Origin of the sequence: Halalkalibacter sp. AB-rgal2, assembly GCF_041821005.1 — a bacterium.
Lineage (GTDB): Bacteria > Bacillota > Bacilli > Bacillales > Bacillaceae_D > Halalkalibacter.
Window position 1 is genome coordinate 1 of record NZ_JBGUAV010000069.1, and the last position, 932, is coordinate 932.

Annotated in this window: 1 protein-coding gene; it reads right to left on the bottom strand. The window is 46.5% G+C overall.

Translation table 11 applies throughout. The features are described from left to right. Window positions 1-932: IS66 family transposase (gene tnpC, locus ACERJO_RS20970; RefSeq protein ID WP_373648781.1), on the bottom strand; the 932-nt coding region annotated here is incomplete at both ends.

The window sequence follows — 932 nt, forward strand, 5'->3', positions numbered from 1 at the left end:
TTTCAATCGCAAAGAGTCGGTTACAGAATTGAAGCCCTTGTTTGGCCAGGACATCTTTCGTTCGTTCCTGTTCAGGCAACGCTTTGAGTGCTTCATCAAACTTTCGGCGAGCGTGAGCCCAACAGCCCACAAGCTTCACGTTTGGAATCCCATTATAGCCAGCGTAACCATCCACATGTAGATACCCTTTAAAAGGGGATAGAAACTTTTTCGGATGTTTACTTGCTCGTGTCTGTTGATAATCAAACAGGACAATCGGTGATGTTCCTTGACCAGAGCGATAGAGCCAAAGATACGAAGTCGCGGTGGCGGCTCTGCCCGGTTCACGAAGCACTTGTAACGTGGTCTCATCGGCGTGAAGGTGATCCCGTTCCATTAATAGCTGATACATCCGGTCAAAGATGAGTTGTAGCCACGTAGTCGCTCCATATATCACCCAATTCGCGATCGTTTGGCGTGACAAAGACACACCTAATCGGGCAAATTGTTGTTCTTGGCGGTATAATGGTAGACCTTCTACATATTTCTGATTCATGATATACGCCATAGCTGATGGTGAGGCCAAACTCTTTGGAAACACTGGTTTGGGCATGTTCGCCTTCACGATGGGTGTTTCAATGCTTTCACGCTCGCAGCGTCGGCACGCATAGACCGATTGAACGTGTTCAACGACTTTAACTTCCGCTGGAATGACTTTTAGTTCACGACGAACTTCCGTTGTCATTTCATGAAGATCCCCTTGGCAACACGAACAAACCTGCTGTTCTACAGGTAATGAATAGTGGATCATTTCTTTAGGGAGCTTCTCTAATTTGAGATCACGCTCACCCTTGGCCTTTTTACGTTGATACGTAATCGTTTCAACTGTCGGCTCTTCGACCTTAGGGTCAGCAGAAATCTCGACTTCATTAAATAGAGGAAGCTCCAGTTGA